The organism is Bacillus sp. SSR7, assembly GCF_055902415.1.
The window spans coordinates 190666-209671 of sequence record NZ_JBVVXV010000008.1 but is presented as its reverse complement, the minus strand read 5'-3'; the positions used below and the strand labels follow the sequence as shown (position 1 = coordinate 209671).

Annotated in this window: 17 protein-coding genes, 1 rRNA gene and 1 riboswitch; of the genes, 15 read left to right on the top strand and 3 right to left on the bottom strand. The window is 38.1% G+C overall.

Features of this window, described 5'->3' with window-relative positions; translation table 11 throughout:
- Nucleotides 1-73 precede the first annotated feature (73 nt).
- The 13 genes from rrf to purD all read left to right on the top strand — a co-directional run bounded on the left by rrf (nt 74) and on the right by purD (nt 14063).
- Nucleotides 74-189 (top strand): 5S ribosomal RNA (rrf, locus tag AC0NJG_RS16545).
- Between the two features lie 450 nt (nt 190-639).
- Nucleotides 640-741: riboswitch (purine riboswitch) on the top strand.
- Nucleotides 742-851: 110 nt separating this feature from the next.
- Nucleotides 852-1337 (top strand): 5-(carboxyamino)imidazole ribonucleotide mutase, encoded by a 486-nt coding sequence (gene purE, locus AC0NJG_RS16540; RefSeq protein ID WP_000839367.1) that lies wholly within the window; start codon nt 852-854, stop codon nt 1335-1337.
- Nucleotides 1334-2485, top strand: a complete 1152-nt coding sequence (gene purK / locus AC0NJG_RS16535; RefSeq protein WP_087951948.1) for a 5-(carboxyamino)imidazole ribonucleotide synthase — start codon at nt 1334-1336, stop codon at nt 2483-2485. Before purE ends, purK begins: the two co-directional genes overlap by 4 nt.
- Nucleotides 2482-3789 carry an adenylosuccinate lyase gene (purB, locus tag AC0NJG_RS16530; RefSeq protein ID WP_000625682.1) on the top strand — a complete coding sequence of 436 codons (1308 nt, stop codon included), beginning with the start codon at nt 2482-2484 and terminating at the stop codon, nt 3787-3789. The genes purK and purB overlap by 4 nt, the downstream gene beginning before the upstream one ends.
- Before the next feature lie 88 nt (nt 3790-3877).
- Nucleotides 3878-4597: a phosphoribosylaminoimidazolesuccinocarboxamide synthase gene (gene purC, locus AC0NJG_RS16525; RefSeq protein ID WP_087951949.1), complete on the top strand. Its 720-nt coding sequence runs from the start codon at nt 3878-3880 to the stop codon at nt 4595-4597.
- Nucleotides 4590-4844 (top strand): phosphoribosylformylglycinamidine synthase subunit PurS, encoded by a 255-nt coding sequence (gene purS / locus AC0NJG_RS16520; protein WP_001992479.1) that lies wholly within the window; start codon nt 4590-4592, stop codon nt 4842-4844. Before purC ends, purS begins: the two co-directional genes overlap by 8 nt.
- A complete protein-coding gene (gene purQ / locus AC0NJG_RS16515; RefSeq protein WP_000666779.1) occupies nt 4841-5524 on the top strand; it encodes a phosphoribosylformylglycinamidine synthase subunit PurQ in 684 nt (227 codons plus the stop codon). The genes purS and purQ overlap by 4 nt, the downstream gene beginning before the upstream one ends.
- The gene (purL, locus tag AC0NJG_RS16510) at nt 5508-7727 is read left to right on the top strand and encodes a phosphoribosylformylglycinamidine synthase II (protein WP_048553307.1); all 2220 of its coding nucleotides are present in this window, start codon (nt 5508-5510) and stop codon (nt 7725-7727) included. Before purQ ends, purL begins: the two co-directional genes overlap by 17 nt.
- A complete protein-coding gene (purF, locus tag AC0NJG_RS16505; RefSeq protein WP_474063226.1) occupies nt 7712-9127 on the top strand; it encodes an amidophosphoribosyltransferase in 1416 nt (471 codons plus the stop codon). Before purL ends, purF begins: the two co-directional genes overlap by 16 nt.
- Before the next feature lie 102 nt (nt 9128-9229).
- A complete protein-coding gene (gene purM, locus AC0NJG_RS16500; RefSeq protein ID WP_087951950.1) occupies nt 9230-10270 on the top strand; it encodes a phosphoribosylformylglycinamidine cyclo-ligase in 1041 nt (346 codons plus the stop codon).
- Complete coding sequence (gene purN / locus AC0NJG_RS16495; RefSeq protein WP_087951951.1) at nt 10267-10854, top strand: phosphoribosylglycinamide formyltransferase; 588 nt, start codon at nt 10267-10269, stop codon at nt 10852-10854. Before purM ends, purN begins: the two co-directional genes overlap by 4 nt.
- A 24-nt stretch (nt 10855-10878) precedes the next feature.
- Entirely contained in the window at nt 10879-12414 is a 1536-nt protein-coding gene (gene purH / locus AC0NJG_RS16490) for a bifunctional phosphoribosylaminoimidazolecarboxamide formyltransferase/IMP cyclohydrolase (protein WP_087951952.1), read from the top strand.
- 377 nt (nt 12415-12791) lie between these two features.
- Nucleotides 12792-14063 carry a phosphoribosylamine--glycine ligase gene (gene purD, locus AC0NJG_RS16485; RefSeq protein ID WP_087951954.1) on the top strand — a complete coding sequence of 424 codons (1272 nt, stop codon included), beginning with the start codon at nt 12792-12794 and terminating at the stop codon, nt 14061-14063.
- Between the two features lie 36 nt (nt 14064-14099).
- On the opposite strand, the gene AC0NJG_RS16480 is transcribed toward purD, so the two are convergent.
- The 3 genes from AC0NJG_RS16480 to AC0NJG_RS16470 form a co-directional block, all read right to left on the bottom strand.
- Nucleotides 14100-14264, bottom strand: coding sequence for a type II toxin-antitoxin system antitoxin (locus AC0NJG_RS16480; protein WP_001085173.1), 165 nt, complete (start codon nt 14262-14264; stop codon nt 14100-14102).
- A 16-nt stretch (nt 14265-14280) separates the two neighbouring features.
- Complete coding sequence (locus AC0NJG_RS16475; protein ID WP_071726239.1) at nt 14281-15126, bottom strand: SPFH domain-containing protein; 846 nt, start codon at nt 15124-15126, stop codon at nt 14281-14283.
- A 209-nt stretch (nt 15127-15335) separates the two neighbouring features.
- Nucleotides 15336-15713 carry a YgaP family membrane protein gene (locus tag AC0NJG_RS16470; RefSeq protein ID WP_087951955.1) on the bottom strand — a complete coding sequence of 126 codons (378 nt, stop codon included), beginning with the start codon at nt 15711-15713 and terminating at the stop codon, nt 15336-15338.
- A 336-nt stretch (nt 15714-16049) separates the two neighbouring features.
- Here AC0NJG_RS16470 and pcrB point away from each other — a divergent pair, with 336 nt between their 5' ends.
- Nucleotides 16050-16739: a heptaprenylglyceryl phosphate synthase gene (pcrB, locus tag AC0NJG_RS16465; RefSeq protein WP_000272093.1), complete on the top strand. Its 690-nt coding sequence runs from the start codon at nt 16050-16052 to the stop codon at nt 16737-16739.
- A gap of 12 nt (nt 16740-16751) precedes the next feature.
- A complete protein-coding gene (gene pcrA, locus AC0NJG_RS16460; RefSeq protein ID WP_140168488.1) occupies nt 16752-18995 on the top strand; it encodes a DNA helicase PcrA in 2244 nt (747 codons plus the stop codon).
- Nucleotides 18996-19006 lie beyond the last annotated feature (11 nt).

Sequence of the window (19006 nt, the reverse complement as noted above, 5' to 3'; positions counted from 1 at the left end):
CTAATAGATCGAGGACTTAACCATATAATATGTAGCAAATGTTATCTAGTTTTGAAGGAATATGCCTTCATAGTTTGGTGATGATGGCAGAGAGGTCACACCCGTTCCCATACCGAACACGGAAGTTAAGCTCTCTAGCGCCGATGGTAGTTGGGACCTTGTCCCTGTGAGAGTAGGACGTCGCCAAGCAAAAACCTAAGTCGTTTCGACTTAGGTTTTTTTGTGTTTATTTTTATTTAGTAATCTTAATGAGAGAAAAGAATGAAAATGAGGCTATTGAGGGTAATAGTAATGATTTTTTTGCTTTTCAGGCTTTCTAAGTGCCCCCAAACAATCCTTATGATAGGAACTGTTATTTCTATTACAAGTATACATTTTACATAATGAGAGTAAGAAAAGCCCGATTGGTGAGGGCTGATTAAAGTTTAACTTTATACAAAAGCATACGGAATTAATATACAAACCGTTTTGTGTATGGTAGATCTCTAGAAATATATATTCTAATTGCTTATCCTTCTTGCATATAGTTACAATTATTCTTTTGAATATAACTAAAACACGAACGTTATTGATGAGTAATAAAAAAACATTCGATTATTTGTTGACATTGTTTATGAAATATTGTTAATATAGCCATAGAAAGAATAATATATAAGACCTCATATAATCGCGGGGATATGGCCTGCAAGTCTCTACCTAACGACCGTTATTCGTTAGACTATGGGGGAAAGTCACTCGGTATTTTTCTATTCACAAGGGATACGTATGCCTGAGTAGAGCGCTTTCTCTCATAGTAAAAGAGAAACTGTTCTATTTCAGGCTTTTTTTATTTGAATCGGGGGGATTCTAATATGAAATCACTAGTTGGAGTCATAATGGGAAGCACGTCAGACTGGGAAACAATGAAATATGCTTGTGACATTTTAGATGAATTAAATATACCGTATGAGAAAAAAGTTGTATCCGCTCATCGGACTCCGGATTATATGTTTGAATATGCAGAGACGGCTCGTGAACGTGGATTGAAAGTTATTATTGCTGGAGCTGGTGGAGCAGCGCATTTACCAGGAATGGTTGCGGCGAAGACGAATCTTCCTGTAATCGGAGTTCCAGTTCAATCAAAAGCGTTAAACGGCTTAGATTCATTATTATCCATCGTCCAAATGCCAGGAGGGGTTCCAGTTGCAACTGTTGCAATTGGTAAGGCTGGTTCAACAAATGCTGGTTTACTTGCTGCACAAATACTTGGATCATTCCATGATGATATACATGATGCATTAGAATTGAGAAGAGAAGCAATTGAAAAAGATGTGCGCGAAGGTAGTGAGCTAGTATGACGAGAATCATTTTACCTGGAAAAACAATCGGCATTATTGGAGGCGGCCAGCTAGGAAGAATGATGGCATTGGCAGCTAAGGAGATGGGATATAAAATTGCTGTTTTAGATCCTACAAAAAATTCACCATGTGCACAAGTTGCTGATATTGAAATTGTTGCATCATATGACGATTTAAAAGCAATTCAGCATTTAGCGGAGATCAGTGATGTTGTCACATATGAATTTGAGAATATTGATTATAGATGTTTGCAATGGCTTGAAAAACATGCTTACTTACCGCAAGGCAGTCAGTTGTTAAGTAAAACACAAAATCGTTTTACAGAAAAGAATGCAATAGAAAAAGCGGGATTACCAGTAGCAACGTATAGATTGGTTCAAAATCAAGAGCAGCTTACTGAAGCAATCGCCGAGTTATCATATCCTTCCGTCTTAAAAACAACGACAGGTGGATATGATGGGAAAGGGCAAGTTGTTTTAAGAAGTGAAGCTGACATTGATAAAGCGAAAGAGCTTGCAAATGCAGCAGAATGTATTTTAGAGAAATGGGTACCTTTTGAAAAAGAAGTATCAGTTATTGTCATTCGTAGCGTAAGTGGTGAAACGAAAGTATTTCCGGTAGCGGAAAATATTCATGTAAATAACATTTTGCATGAATCTATCGTTCCAGCTCGCATTACAGAAGAACTTTCTCAAAAAGCAATTGCTTATGCAAAAGTGCTGGCGGATGAACTAGAACTTGTGGGAACACTAGCGGTAGAGATGTTTGCTACAGCTGATGGTGAGATTTACATTAATGAATTAGCGCCAAGACCTCACAATTCAGGCCACTATACACAAGATGCATGCGAAACGAGTCAATTCGGTCAACATATTCGAGCAATCTGTAATTTACCTCTTGGAGAAACAAATTTGTTAAAACCAGTTGTCATGGTAAACATTTTAGGTGAACATATAGAAGGGGTCCTAAGACAAGTGAATAGATTAACCGGGTGCTATTTACACTTGTATGGAAAAGAAGAAGCAAAAGCGCAGCGAAAAATGGGGCATGTTAATATTTTAAATGATAATATTGAAGTCGCTCTAGAAAAAGCAAAGAGTTTGCATATTTGGGACCATCAAGAACAACTGTTGGAGGGAAAAAGATGATTAGTCGTTATACACGCCCAGAAATGGGTGCAATTTGGACGGAAGAGAACAAATTTAAAGCGTGGTTAGAAGTTGAGATTTTAGCTTGTGAAGCATGGGCTGAGCTTGGCGATATTCCAAAAGAAGATGTTAAGAAAATTCGCGAGCATGCATCATTTGATATTGATCGTATTTATGAAATTGAAAAAGAGACACGTCATGATGTAGTTGCATTCACTCGTGCTGTATCAGAAACACCAGCATTAGGCGAGGAACGTAAATGGGTTCATTATGGTTTAACATCTACAGACGTAGTAGATACAGCGTTATCTTACATCTTAAAACAAGCGAATGAAATCATATTAAAAGACTTAGAAAACTTCGTAAGCATTTTAGCTAACAAAGCGAAAGAGCATAAGTACACGATCATGATGGGAAGAACACACGGTGTTCATGCAGAACCAACAACATTTGGTTTAAAACTTGGTCTTTGGTATGAAGAAATGAAACGTAACGTAGAGCGTTTCAAGCAAGCTGCTGATACAGTTCGCGTTGGTAAATTATCTGGTGCGGTTGGTACATACGCAAATATTGATCCATTCGTAGAAAAGTATGTTTGTGAAAACTTAGGATTAGAAGCAGCACCAATTTCAACACAAACATTGCAACGTGATCGTCATGCTCATTACATGTCAACACTTGCATTAATCGCAACATCTATCGAAAAGATGGCAGTTGAGATTCGTGGTTTACAAAAGAGTGAAACACGTGAAGTTGAAGAAGCTTTCGCAAAAGGTCAAAAAGGTTCTTCTGCAATGCCGCATAAGCGTAATCCAATTGGATCTGAAAATATGACTGGTTTAGCTCGTGTTATCCGCGGTTATATGATGACAGCTTATGAGAATGTTCCATTATGGCACGAGCGTGATATTTCTCACTCTTCAGCAGAACGCGTAATTTTACCAGATGCTACAATCGCGTTAAATTACATGCTAAATCGCTTTGGTAATATCGTTAAAAACTTAACTGTATATCCAGAGAATATGAAACGCAATATGACAAGAACATACGGCTTAATTTATTCTCAGCGCGTAATGCTTACATTAATCGATAAAGGTATGGTACGTGAAGAAGCTTACGATATCGTACAGCCTAAAGCGATGGAAGCTTGGGAAACACAAGTACAATTTAAAGAGCTTGTAGAAGCTGATGAGCGTATTACGAGCAAGTTAACACAAGAAGAAATTAATGAATGCTTCAACTATGAGCATCATATGCAACACGTTGATACAATCTTTGAACGCCTTGGATTAAACGAAGCGTAAAATTTCATATGGCACAGAATAGAGTCATTCTGTGCCATTCTTTATAAAAACATTATTCACATTTTTCAAACTACAGGGGGCTTGCGAAATGCAAAAGCTAGAATTGCTGTATGAAGGTAAGGCAAAAAGAATTTATCGTACAGAATCAGCAGATATGGTTTGGGTAGAGTACAAAGATAGTGCGACTGCTTTCAATGGGGAGAAAAAAGAGACGATTACAGGAAAAGGTCGTTTGAACAATGAGATTACAACTTTATTGTTCAGAAAGTTACAAGAAGTAGGAATTGAAACACACTTTGTTGAGAAGCTATCTGAAACAGAACAACTTGTTAAAAAAGTGAGTATTATTCCTTTAGAAGTTGTCACAAGAAATGTAATTGCAGGAAGTCTTTCAAAACGATTAGGAATGGAAGAGGGAACTGTACTTGCAGAACCAATCGTAGAATTTTACTTCAAAGATGATGATTTAGGAGATCCGCTTGTAACGGAAGATCATATTCGTGTATTAAACGTTGCATCGCCAGAGCAAGTAAGCGTATTACGAGAGATGGCTCTACAAATCAATCAAGTGTTGATTGATCATTTCGCAAGCTGTCGTGTAAGATTAGTAGATTTTAAATTAGAGTTTGGTGTAACGGATGAAGGAGAAATCATTTTAGCAGATGAAATTTCACCAGATACTTGCCGTTTATGGGATGAAACGAGCAATGAGAAGTTTGATAAAGACGTATTCCGTCGTGATCTTGGAAATTTAACAGATGCTTATGAAGAGATTTTAAAACGTTTAGGGGGAATTTCACATGTATAAAGTTAAGGTATATGTAACATTAAGAGAAAGCGTATTAGATCCACAAGGAACAGCAGTGAAAGGAGCACTTCATAGTCTTTCATTCACAGAAGTACAAGATGTTCGAATCGGAAAGTACATGGAACTAACAATTGATAAATCGGTAACTGACCTTGACGCAAAGGTAAAGGAAATGTGTGAAAAACTATTAGCAAACGTTGTAATGGAAGACTTCCGTTATGAAGTTGAGGAGGTTGTCGCACAGTGAAATTTGCCGTAATAGTATTTCCAGGTTCGAACTGTGATGTTGATATGTTCCATGCAATTAAAGATGAGCTTGGCGAAGAAGTAGATTACGTTTGGCACGATACAGAGAATTTAGATGAGTATGATGCAATTCTACTACCAGGTGGATTCTCTTACGGTGACTACTTACGCTGCGGTGCTATTTCTCGCTTTGCGAATGCAATGAAAGCAGTGCAAAAAGCTGCTGAGCAAGGAAAGCCAATTTTAGGTGTATGTAATGGATTCCAGATTCTTGTTGAATCAGGATTACTACCAGGAGCATTAATGAGAAACGAAAACTTAAAATTTATGTGTCGAACAGTTCAGTTGCGTGTTGAAAATAATGAAACGATGTTTACATCACAATATGAAAAAGATGAAGTAATTAATATTCCAATTGCACATGGTGAGGGGAATTACTATTGTGATGAAGAGACTCTTAAGCAATTAGAAGAGAATAATCAAATCGCATTCCGTTACGTGGAAAACCCGAATGGTAGCGTTTCAGATATTGCAGGTATTGTGAACGAAAAAGGAAATGTACTTGGTATGATGCCACACCCAGAGCGTGCTGTAGATGAATTACTTGGCGGTGCTGAAGGGTTAAAAGTCTTTCAATCTATCTTAAAACAGTGGAGGGAAACATATGTCGTTAATGCTTGAACCAAATCCAACACAAATTAAAGAAGAGCGCATATATGCGGAAATGGGGCTAACAGACGAAGAGTTTGCCATGGTTGAAAAGATTTTAGGACGTCTGCCAAATTATACAGAAACAGGATTATTCTCTGTTATGTGGTCTGAACATTGTAGTTATAAAAATTCAAAACCAGTACTTCGAAAATTCCCAACAACAGGTGAGCGCGTCTTGCAAGGGCCTGGGGAAGGTGCTGGAATTGTAGACATCGGTGATAATCAAGCGGTTGTATTTAAAATGGAAAGTCATAACCACCCTTCTGCTATTGAACCATATCAAGGAGCAGCAACAGGTGTTGGTGGTATTATTCGCGACGTATTCTCTATGGGAGCACGTCCAGTAGCTCTATTAAACTCACTTCGATTTGGAGAATTACAATCACCACGTGTGAAATACTTATTCGAAGAAGTAGTAGCAGGAATTGCAGGATACGGTAACTGTATCGGTATTCCGACTGTTGGCGGCGAAGTACAGTTTGATCCATGTTATGAAGGAAATCCACTTGTAAATGCAATGTGCGTAGGCTTAATTAACCACGAAGACATTAAAAAAGGGCAAGCGCACGGTGCTGGAAATACAGTAATGTACGTAGGAGCATCAACTGGTCGTGATGGTATCCACGGTGCTACATTTGCATCTGAAGAGTTATCTGAAAGCTCAGAAGCGAAGCGTCCAGCAGTTCAAGTAGGAGATCCATTTATGGAGAAACTTCTTATTGAAGCTTGTTTAGAACTTATTCAATCAGATGCACTTGTTGGAATTCAAGATATGGGTGCAGCTGGTTTAACATCATCTTCTGCAGAAATGGCAAGTAAAGCAGGAATGGGTATTGAAATGTACTTAGATGATGTACCGCAACGAGAAACAGGAATGACACCATATGAAATGATGCTCTCTGAATCACAAGAGCGTATGTTAATTGTTGTGAAAAAAGGTAGAGAGCAAGAAATAGTAGACTTATTTGAGAAGTATGGTCTTGCAGCCGTTACGATGGGGAAAGTAACGGAAGACAAAATGCTTCGTTTATTCCATAAAGGTGAAATGGTAGCTGAAGTACCAGCGGATGCTCTTGCAGAAGAAGCGCCAATTTATCATAAACCATCACAAGAAGCAGCATACTTTGCTGAATTCCAGCAGATGAAAATGGAAACACCAAAAGTAGAAAATTATAAAGAAACGTTATTCGCTCTATTACAACAACCGACGATTGCAAGTAAAGAGTGGGTTTATGATCAATATGATTATCAAGTTCGCACAAGCACAGTTGTTACACCGGGTTCAGATGCAGCAGTTGTACGTGTACGCGGTACAGAAAAAGGATTAGCAATGACGACAGATTGTAACTCTCGCTACATTTATTTAGATCCAGAAGTGGGCGGTAAAATTGCAGTAGCAGAGGCAGCACGTAATATCGTATGTTCTGGAGGAGAGCCACTTGCAATTACAGATTGCTTAAACTTCGGTAATCCAGAGAAACCAGAAATCTTCTGGCAAATTGAGAAATCAGTAGATGGTATGAGTGAAGCTTGTCGCACATTACAAACACCAGTTATTGGCGGAAACGTATCAATGTATAACGAACGTAGTGGTGAAGCGGTATATCCAACACCGACAGTTGGGATGGTCGGACTAGTACATGACTTAAAGCATGTAACAACACAAGAGTTTAAGCAAGCTGGCGATTTAGTTTATGTTATCGGAGAGACGAAAGCTGAGTTTGGTGGAAGTGAATTACAGAAAATGCTTCACGGCAAAATTTTCGGCCAATCACCAAGTATCGATCTAGACGTAGAATTAAAACGTCAAAAACAAGTATTAGCAGCAATTCAAGCTGGCCTTGTTCAATCTGCACATGACGTTGCTGAAGGTGGTTTAGCAGTTGCGATTTCAGAAAGTGCAATTGGTGCTAACGGCTTAGGTGCTACTGTGAAATTAGACGGGGAAGCAACAGCGGCATTATTTGCGGAATCACAATCTCGCTTCGTGATAACTGTAAAACGTGAAAATAAAGAAGCGTTCGAGAAAGCGGTAGAAGCAATTCAAGTTGGAGAAGTAACAAATACAAATGAAGTGACAATTCATAATGAAGAAAATGAAGTATTACTTACAGCAAATGTAGATGAAATGAGAAAGGCTTGGAAAGGGGCAATCCCATGCTTGCTGAAATAAAGGGGTTAAACGAAGAATGTGGCGTTTTCGGAATTTGGGGGCATGAAAATGCGGCACAAGTTTCATACTACGGATTGCACAGTTTACAGCACCGTGGGCAAGAAGGCGCAGGCATTGTCGTAAATAATGGAGAAAAAATCGTCGGTCACAAGGGGTTAGGTTTAATATCGGAAGTGTTTTCAAGAGGAGAGCTAGAAGGATTGAACGGGAAATCAGCAATCGGACACGTACGATACGCGACGGCTGGTGGAAGTGAAGTGGCTAACGTTCAACCATTACTATTCCGTTTTTCCGATCATAGTATGGCATTAGCTCATAACGGGAATTTAATTAATGCAAAAATGCTTCGCCGCGAATTAGAGGCAGAGGGAAGTATTTTTCAAACAAGTTCAGATACAGAAGTACTTTTACATCTTATTAAACGTAGTACGAAAGATTCGTTAATTGAAAGTGTAAAAGAAGCTCTAAATAAAGTGAAAGGTGCGTTTGCATATCTTTTACTAACTGGAAATGAAATGATTGTTGCGCTAGATCCAAATGGATTCCGTCCCCTTTCAATTGGAAAGATGGGAGATGCTTACGTTGTAGCATCTGAAACATGTGCTTTTGATGTAGTAGGTGCAACATACATTCGCGATGTAGAACCGGGTGAATTACTTATCATTAATGATGAAGGAATTCACGTAGATTGTTTCACAAACGATGTAGAACATGCAATTTGTAGTATGGAATACATTTACTTTGCACGACCAGATTCTAATATCGCAGGCGTTAACGTTCATGCAGCACGTAAAAACATGGGGAAACGTTTGGCGGCAGAAGCTCCTATTGAAGCAGATGTTGTTACTGGTGTACCAGACTCTAGTATTTCAGCTGCGATTGGCTATGCGGAGGCGACAGGTATTCCATATGAGTTAGGATTAATTAAAAATCGTTACGTTGGACGTACGTTTATTCAACCTTCTCAGGAACTGCGAGAGCAAGGGGTTAAGATGAAGCTTTCAGCAGTAAGAGGTGTAGTTGAAGGAAAACGAGTTGTTATGATTGATGATTCTATCGTAAGAGGAACGACGAGTAAACGAATTGTTCGTATGCTTCGCGAGGCTGGAGCGACAGAAGTTCACGTAAGAATAGCTTCACCACCTTTGAAATATCCATGTTTCTATGGCATTGATATTCAAACGAGAAAAGAATTAATTGCAGCAAATCATACGGTAGAAGAAATTCGTGAAATGATCGGTGCAGACTCATTAACATTTTTAAGTGAAGATGGATTAGTAGATGCAATTGGACGTCCATATGAAGGGAAATACGGTGGCCTATGTATGGCGTACTTCAATGGAGATTATCCAACAGCTCTTTATGATTATGAGCAAGAGCTTTTAGAAAGTATGAAATAAGAAGAAAAAAGCTTCTACTTCTTTTTGATGTAGAAGCTAGCTTCTTTCTTAAAACGGCCCGCACAGGATAGGGAGAAATTAAAAGACGAGGTGTAGATAACGATGGCGAATGCATATAAGCAAGCAGGAGTAGATATTGAAGCTGGATATGAAGCGGTATCTCGCATGAAAAAACACGTACAAACAACAATGAGAAAAGAAGTACTAGGCAGTTTAGGCGGTTTTGGAGGTATGTTTGACCTATCAAAATTTGCATTAGAAGAACCTGTATTAGTATCTGGAACAGATGGCGTGGGAACGAAATTGATGCTCGCTTTTATGGCAGATAAACATGACACAATTGGTATTGATGCGGTTGCAATGTGTGTAAATGATATTGTTGTCCAAGGAGCAGAGCCGCTTTTCTTTCTTGATTATATTGCTTGTGGTAAAGCTGAACCTAGTAAAATTGAAAGCATCGTCAAAGGTATATCAGAGGGCTGTCGCCAAGCAGGTTGTGCTTTAATTGGTGGAGAAACAGCTGAAATGCCAGGAATGTATTCTACAGAAGAATACGATTTAGCTGGTTTTACAGTTGGGATCGTTGATAAAAAGAAAATTGTAACAGGTGAAAATATTGAAGCTGGTCACGTATTAATTGGCTTAGCATCTAGCGGTATTCATAGTAACGGTTATTCTTTAGTACGAAAAGTATTACTAGAAGATGGAGAACTATCTTTAGCTCGCATTTACGGACGCTTAGAGCTACCTCTTGGTGAAGAATTATTAAAACCAACGAAAATTTATGTCAAACCTATTTTAGAACTATTGAAGAAATATGAAGTATACGGTATGGCACATATTACAGGTGGCGGATTCATTGAAAATATTCCACGTATGTTACCAGAAGGAATCGGTGCAGAAATTGAATTAGGATCTTGGGAAATTCAGCCGATCTTTAGTTTACTTCAAGAAGTTGGCAAGTTGGAAGAGAAAGAAATGTTCAATATTTTTAACATGGGTATTGGTATGGTAGTAGCGGTGAAGGAAGAAGATGCAAAAGATGTTGTTCGTCTTCTTGAAGAGCAAGGAGAAACTGCTCGTATTATTGGACGCACTGTACAAGGAGCTGGCGTTACTTTTAATGGAGGCACAGCGCTATGAGTAGATTAGCAGTTTTTGCTTCTGGAAGCGGATCTAACTTTCAATCTCTCGTTAATGCGGTAGAAGAAAAAAGATTGGATGCAGAAATTAGTTTATTAGTGTGTGATAAACCAGAAGCACGCGCTGTTGGGCGAGCACATTATCATCATATCCCGTGTTTCGCTTTTTCAGCGAAAGCATATGAGTCAAAAGAAGCGTTTGAAAAAGAGATATTAAAGAAGCTAGAAGAGTATGAAATTGATTATGTTATTTTAGCTGGATATATGCGTTTAATTGGACCAACTTTACTAGAAGCTTACGGCGGAAGGATTATTAATATTCATCCATCACTATTACCGAGTTTTCCAGGGAAAGATGCTGTTGGTCAAGCGTTAGAAGCAGGTGTGAAAGTAACTGGAGTAACGATTCATTATGTAGACGCAGGTATGGATACAGGGCCAATTATTGCACAAGAAGCAGTAGTTGTTTCTGAAGGGGATACGAGAAAAAGCTTACAAAAGAAAATTCAACAAGTTGAACATAAATTATACGTAAATACAGTGAATCAAATTGTTCAATCTACGAAAGAACCAACTGTTAACTAACATACAACCAGGGGTGAAGGGTAAATGAAAAAGCGTGCATTAGTAAGTGTTTCAGATAAAACAGGAGTAGTAGAATTTGTTAAAGGTTTACTAGAACAAGGGATCGAAGTTATATCAACAGGCGGTACAAAAAAATTACTAGAAGAAAAAGGCTTACAAGTAATCGGTATTTCTGAAGTAACTGGTTTCCCAGAAATTATGGATGGTCGTGTGAAAACATTACATCCAAATATTCATGGTGGTCTATTAGCAGTTCGCGATAATGAAACGCATGTAGCACAAATGAATGAGTTAGGTATGGAGCCGATTGATTTTGTTGTCGTTAACTTATACCCATTCAAAGAAACAATCGCTAAGCCTGATGTAACATTTGCTGATGCAATTGAAAATATTGATATTGGTGGCCCAACAATGATTCGCTCTGCAGCGAAAAATCACAAATTTGTATCGGTAATTGTAGATCCAGTAGATTACGATGTTGTATTAGCAGAACTGAAAGAGAACGGTGAAGTAAAAGAAGAAACGAAACGTAAATTAGCAGCGAAAGTATTCCGCCATACAGCAGCATATGATGCGTTAATCTCTAACTACTTAACAGGGCAAATGGGTGAAGAAAGCCCAGAAACATTAACTGTGACATTTGAGAAAAAGCAAGACTTACGTTATGGTGAGAACCCACATCAAAAGGCAACTTTCTATAAAGCGCCATTCGCAGCAACTTCTTCTGTTGCATACGCAGAACAATTACACGGTAAAGAATTATCATATAACAATATTAATGATGCAGACGCAGCACTTAGCATCGTAAAAGAATTTACAGAACCAGCAGTAGTAGCAGTAAAACATATGAATCCATGTGGTGTTGGGGTAGGAACTGATATTCATGAAGCATACACACGTGCTTATGAAGCGGATCCAGTATCAATCTTTGGAGGGATTATTGCAGCGAATCGTGAGATCGACAAATCTACAGCTGAAAAGTTACATGAAATTTTCTTAGAAATTATTATTGCACCTTCTTTCTCAAAAGAAGCTTTAGAAGTGTTGCAAAGTAAGAAAAACTTACGTTTACTAACTGTAAATATTGAAAAATCGACAAGTGCGAGCAAAAAACTAACTTCTGTACAAGGCGGACTTCTTGTTCAAGAGGAAGATACGTTATCGTTAGATGAAAGTACAATTTCAATTCCAACAAAACGTGAACCTTCAGAGCAAGAATGGAAAGATTTAAAACTAGCTTGGAAAGTTGTAAAACATGTGAAGTCAAATGCAATTGTTTTAGCGAAAGATGATATGACAATTGGTGTCGGTGCGGGACAGATGAACCGTGTAGGTTCTGCAAAAATCGCAATTACACAAGCTGGTGAAAAAGCACAAGGTAGCGCGCTTGCATCTGATGCTTTCTTCCCAATGCCAGATACATTAGAAGAAGCAGCAAAAGCAGGAATTACAGCAATCATTCAACCAGGCGGATCAATCCGTGATGAAGATTCTATTAAAGTGGCGGATACGTATGGGATTGCGATGGTGTTCACTGGCGTACGTCATTTCAAACACTAATAGAGGATGTTTAAAAAGTCCGGTTAAGATAACCTTCGCATGTCGTCGTTGCATTGCCAGTGCGGTACTCATGTAGGAAAACTACACTCCGTGTCCTCCTGGCAAATGCGCCTCGACCTGCTCGGTTCTCTTAATCCTCCTTTTTAAACTTTGATTGATATGGATGTTTAAAAGTCTGGTTAAGATAACCTTCGCATGTCGTCGTTGCATTGCCAGTGCGGTACTCATGTAGGAAAACTACACTCCGTGTCCTCCTGTCAAGTGCGCCTCGACCTGCTCGGTTCTCTTGATCCTCCTTTTTAAACTTACAGTGATATGAAAACAAACTAGGAGCATAGCTTCTAGTTTGTACTTATTTAAGTATTGGGGGATGAAATATGAACGTTTTAGTAATTGGCCGCGGTGGGCGTGAGCATGCTTTAGCTTGGAAGTTTGCACAATCTACAAAAGTGAAAAAGGTGTATGTAGCACCAGGTAATGAAGGTATGCGAGATGTTGCAACGCCAGTTGATATTGATGAAAATGATTTTGATGCATTAGTTTTATTTGCTAAAGAGAATCATGTAGAATTAACTTTCGTTGGACCAGAAATTCCACTTATGAATGGAATCGTTGATCGTTTTAAAGAAGAGGGGCTTCGCGTATTTGGTCCGAATAAAGCGGCTGCTGTTATTGAAGGTAGTAAAGCTTTTACGAAAGAATTGATGAAAAAGTATAATATTCCAACTGCGGCATATGAAACTTTTACAGATTATGAAGAAGCAGTACAGTACATTCAAAAAGTTGGTGCACCAATCGTTATTAAAGCGGATGGCCTAGCTGCTGGTAAAGGTGTAACAGTAGCGATGACGCTTGAAGAAGCATTACAAGCTACGAAAGAAATGCTACAAGATGTAAAGTTCGGCGAAGCAAGTAAGAAGGTTGTTATTGAAGAGTTTTTAGATGGACAAGAATTTTCATTAATGGCATTTGTGAATGGAACAAATGTGCATCCGATGGTAATCGCGCAAGACCATAAACGAGCTTTTGATGGAGATAAAGGTCCAAATACAGGTGGAATGGGTGCATACTCTCCAGTACCACAAATTCCGGAATCAGCAGTTCAAGAGGCGATAAAAAACGTATTGCATCCAACTGCTAAAGCGATGATTGCAGAAAATCGATCGTTTACAGGGATTTTATATGCGGGACTTATTTTAACAAATGATGGTCCAAAGGTAATTGAGTTTAATGCTCGCTTTGGTGATCCTGAAACGGAAGTTGTATTACCACGCCTAGAAAATGATTTAGTTGATGTATGTAACGCTGTATTAGATGAGAGTGAACTAACGTTACAATGGTCAGAAGAAGCAGTTATTGGCGTTGTACTTGCTTCGAAAGGATATCCAGAAGTATATAAAAAAGGTGATAGTATTAACGGGTTAGATGCATTGCAAGATGTAATTGTTTTCCATGCAGGTACAGCGATGAAGCATGGTGATTTTGTAACAAACGGTGGTCGTGTACTATTTGTTGCTTGTAAGGCGAATAGTTTACAAGAAGCGAAAGATAAGGTGTATAAAGAAATCGGTAAAATTGAGAGTGATGGTCTATTTTACCGAAGTGATATAGGATATCGTGCAATTGGGCATGAGATGATGAGAAGCTAATATGTAAAAATCTCGCTGAGAAATCAGCGAGATTTTTTATACATCTTTATCTTTTTTTAATTTACCTTTTTGCTTTGCCATTTCTCGAAGTAAATACTCGATGTGTGCATTGACGCTACGAAACTCATCATTCGCCCATTTTTCGATGACTGCGTGTAATTCAGGATCAATACGTAATGGAAAGCTTTTCTTTTTAGCCATAATGATTTACAACCTTTTAGTATAGGCTTCCTGTATTAATAACTGGTTGCGCACCTTTGTCTGAAACGATGGCAACTAATAAGTTGTTCACCATATTTGCTTTACGCTCGTCATCTAGTTCTAGTACGCCTTCCTCATCTAACATATGGATTGAATCTTTTGCCATCTTCACAGCACCTTCAACAATCTCTTTTCTAGCAGCTAATACTGCTTTTGCTTGTTGACGTTGTAGCATTGCATGGGCAATTTCTGTTGCGTAAGCTAAATGTGTTAAACGAGTTTCTAATACTTCTACACCAGCGATTTCAAGGCGTGCTTCTAACTCACGTTTTAATTCTTCAGAGATTTCTTCAGTATTTCCGCGTAATGTAACGCAGGTTTCATCTTGGAAATTGTCATAAGGATATTTCGTTGCAACGTGGCGGATTGCCGTTTCACTTTGAATTTCTACAAATCGATCATAATGTTCAACGCCGAACATTGCTTTTGCAGAATCAACAACTTTATATACGATAACAGCTGCAATTTCAATTGGGTTTCCGTCGACATCATTTACTTTTAATTTCTTACTATTAAAGTTTTCAACACGTAACGATACAGTTTGACGGAACGCGAACGGAATCGTTAAAAATAAACCGTTTTGACGAATTGTTCCTAAATAATTACCGAAAAACGTAATGACTTTTGCTTGGTTTGGTTGAACAATACCAATACCTGTAGCAAGAACTGCGGCTAAAACAATAGTTAATGCTGCTCCTATAAAAATTTCTTGCACGAAGAAAAATACACCGATAGCGGCTAAAATCAAAATTCCAATAATCCCAAGAAAACCATTAACATAAAATACTTGTTTTTCTTTCATATGATCGCCTCCTGATATAAAAATGATATCACTTTTATATCATTTTAAGCAAGAGATTTACACCTAATTTTCTGAATTTTATTGATTATGTATATTTTAATGTTTGAAATGAGAATGTATGTTCTGTTTTATGGTAAAATAAAGAAGACTTAACCGCCCACTGCAGCAGCTAAGTCCCTTTGAGAGCATCTTGCATCGTGACAAATGATTCAAAGCGGTTTTGCCAGGATTATATCTTCAATCGCTGACTCAATCTCTTTGTCAGAAGCGTCATAACTTCCATTTGACTGTGGTTTGTCATGATTGGAAGTTTGGTTCACTTCTTCTTTAGTATGTCCCTTTTCAGCAAAATTCATGCTAGGCATTTTAAATGCCCCCATGTTCATGTATTTTCCGAATTTCCACATTTCAACAATAGGGCAGAAACGAACAATTCCCTCTGCAACTTTCATTGCACCAATCCATAGCAAAATGTTAGACCAAGTGCACCAAGGTTTGCGCACGAGTTTCGTTGCACTACAACCGAAGAGGACAAGTCCGAGTGTAATTCGAATTAGGGCATTTATTGTACCGATATTTTGCTTCATTAGAAAAACACTCCTTTTTATGAAAGTTGAAATAGATAATACTATTTCTCTTATTAGTATCCCGTTTGATTTTGGGGATATGTAATCCAACATTTGACGTGGAAAAAGATGTTGGATTGTGCGTGTGTGTAAGTAGCTTTTTTTGTTATAATGAAAGAATGCATAAAAGGAAGTTCAAAATTAAATCCTCTCGTTTAAAAAATGTGGAAGAGGGGATTCCAAACTTAATTCTCCGCTTTAAACAAATATTTAAGGTGAACTTAAAAAATCCTAATGAAAATAAACTGTTATTTTAAACAGAAATATATAAAACTTGAGAAAAGAAAGGGTGTTTTCATGTACGATATTTCCGGATGGAAACATGTATTTAAGCTTGATCCGAATAAGGAATTAAGTGACGAACATTTAGAAATGATTTGTGAGTCTGGAACAGATGCTGTTATTGTAGGCGGAAGTGATGGAGTGACAATTGATAATGTACTACACATGCTAGTTAGCATTCGTAGATATGCAGTTCCTTGTGTGCTAGAGGTTTCTGATGTAGAAGCAATTACACCAGGATTCGATTTTTATTATATCCCAAGTGTTTTAAATAGCCGAAAGGTAGAATGGGTAACAGGCGTTCATCATGAGGCTTTGAAAGAATTTGGGGATATTATGGATTGGGACGAAATTTTCATGGAAGGGTATTGTGTTTTAAATCCTGAAGCGAAGGTAGCCCAGCTTACAGATGCAAAGTGTGATGTAACAGAAGATGATGTAATTGCATACGCGCGTTTAGCAGACAAGCTATTACGTTTACCGATATTTTATTTAGAATATAGCGGTACGTATGGAGATGTTGAACTTGTTAAAAATGTAAAAGCACAATTGAAACAAGCTAAGTTATATTATGGCGGTGGTATTTCTAATGCTGAACAGGCGAAGGAAATGGCGCAGCATGCTGATACAGTAGTTGTTGGAAATATTATTTATGATGATATAAAAGCAGCGTTAAAAACGGTTAAAGCAGTAAAAGGAGAGTAGGTGCAGGCGTATATGAGTATGACAGATAGACTATTGAATGGTTTAAATCCGCAGCAACAAAAAGCAGTACAAGCAACGAACGGACCACTTCTATTAATGGCAGGCGCAGGTAGTGGTAAAACACGTGTGTTAACACATCGTATTGCGTATTTACTTGGTGAAAAAGGAGTAGCACCATGGAACGTACTAGCTATTACCTTTACAAATAAAGCGGCTCGTGAAATGCGCGAGCGTATTGATACACTTGTCGGACCAGAAGCTGAAGATATTTGGATTTCTACGTTCCACTCTATGTGTGTACGTATTTTACGACGTGATATCGATCGCATTGGTATTAATCGTAACTTTACAATTTTAGATTCAGGTGATCAGTTAACTGTAGTCAAAAAAATTATGAAAGAGCGCAATATTGATCCGAAGAAATTTGAGCCGCGCTCTATTTTAGCTGGTATTAGTAATGCGAAAAATGAATTGTTATCTGCGGATAAATATGCAAAGAAAATTACAATTGCTGATCCATATGAAAAATTAACGAGCGATGTATATACAGAATATCAAAAACGTCTTTTGAAAAATAACTCACTAGACTTTGATGATTTAATTATGACGACGATTCAACTATTTGAACGTGTTCCAGAAGTACTAGAGTTTTATCAGCGTAAATTCCAGTATATTCACGTGGATGAGTATCAAGATACGAACAAAGCGCAGTACCTTCTTGTTAAACATTTGGCAGCACGTTTTAAAAATTTATGTGTTGTAGGTGACTCAGATCAGTCAATTTATCGCTGGCGTGGTGCGGACATTTCTAACATTTTGTCATTCGAAAAAGACTATGAGAATGCGCAAGTCATTCTGTTAGAACAAAATTATCGTTCGTCACAAAATATTTTAAATGCAGCGAATGCTGTTATTGAAAGAAATACGAATCGTAAACCGAAGAAATTATGGACAGATAATGAAGTTGGAAGCAAAATCTCTTACTATCGTGCTGCAACGGAAAAGGACGAAGCATACTTTGTTGCGAAAAAAATTCGCGACGATATTCAAATGGGAAAACGAAAATATACTGATTTTGCGGTGTTATATCGTACAAATGCGCAGTCTCGTATGGTCGAGGAGATTTTCCTGAAATCTAATATTCCTTACAAAATTGTCGGCGGTACGAAGTTCTACGACCGTAAAGAGATTAAAGACATTTTGGCGTATTTACGCTTAATTGGGAATCCAGATGATGAGATTAGTTTCGCACGTATTATTAACGTGCCAAAGCGCGGAATTGGTGCGACTTCTATCGATAAAATTATTAATTACGGTGTACAAAATGGAATTTCATTAACAGCTGTATTCGATGAGATTGAGCATGTTGGAGTAAGTGCAAAGGTTACAAAGGCAGTAAAAGAATTCGCAGGTTTATTACACAACTGGGTAAATATGCAAGAGTATTTATCTGTTACAGAATTGGTAGAAGAAGTTATTGAAAAAACCGGCTATCGCGACATGTTGAAAAACGAGCGTACTTTAGAAGCGGAAGGTCGTCTAGAGAACTTAGATGAGTTTTTATCTGTTACGCAAACATTTGAATCTCAAAGCGAAGATAAGAGCCTTGTTGCATTCTTAACAGACTTAGCACTTGTTGCAGATATTGATCGTGTAGATGAAGACCCAACTGCTGGTGAGGAAGTTATTTTAATGACGATGCACTCAGCGAAAGGATTAGAATTCCCAGTTGTCTTTATTGTTGGTTTAGAGGAAGGAATATTCCCGCATACTCGTTCTCTAATGGAAGAAGATGAAATGCAAGAAGAGCGTCGTCTTGCTTATGTAGGTATTACTCGTGCAGAAGAAGAATTGTATTTATCCAATGCACAAATGCGTACATTATTTGGTAGAACAAGTATGAATGCCGCATCTCGATTCATTACAGAAATCCCGACAGAACTAGTGGAATCATTAAATGAAACAGCGCCGAAGCGTGAAACTTCGTTTGGTGCAAAAGGAAGAACGGTAAGTAGCAGTAAAACGACAACTACAACACGTTCTCGCTCAGCTTTCGCGCGTCCTACAGCTAAGACAACAGGCGGCGAACAAATCGGCTGGGCAGTAGGCGATAAAGCTTCCCACCAAAAATGGGGAATCGGTACAGTTGTAAGTGTAAAAGGTGAAGGTGATGCAAAAGAATTAGATATTGCATTCCCAAGCCCAATTGGTGTTAAACGTTTGTTAGCAAAATTTGCACCTGTGACGAAACAATAGGAAAGGAATGA